Raw genomic sequence first — 574 nt, forward strand, 5'->3', positions numbered from 1 at the left:
ACAGTATGGCAACGACACCACCATCGCCAATTTGGCATCCGATCACGCTGAGTGACGGAAGCAATAGCGAGGCGATTTTACGCGGAACTGCTGATTTCCATTGGTTTGAAGACAAACAAGGCAATGCCTTGATTCAGGAAGATGGTGTTTGGTTTTTTGCTCAGATCCAGCGTAATTCAGACACCCCTGAGTTGCTCTCGACTGGTATTGAGAAAACCCAATCCAGTGATGCGCCTGATTCCGCGAAGTTTCGTCCTGACGTGCAAGTTAAGCCGGAGCTGTCTTCGTTAAAAGCGATTGAACCTATGGCTCGCCAAAACTTATTGCGCACGGCACAAGGTTATCAGGCGATGAGCAGCTCGAGCGTGAAACAGCAGCCTCTGTTGGTTGTGCAGGTTTCTTTTAACGATCAAGCGATGGTGCACAATTTCGAGCAACGTGTTTTCGACACGAATGGCCAAAGCGTTGTGGATTACTTTGATAAAAACTCTCAAGGTAAATTTAAAGTCGTCCCAGCTATCGAGAGTTACGGCACCGCGAATGATGGTGTGATCAATGTGTCCGTGGCACAAAG

Annotated in this window: 1 pseudogene; it reads left to right on the forward strand. The window is 48.1% G+C overall.

Annotated elements, in window-relative coordinates:
* Window positions 1–574: pseudogene (locus R7040_RS28595) on the forward strand (peptidase M6); the annotation flags it as partial.

Source organism: Vibrio sp. 1069 (assembly GCF_033340555.1).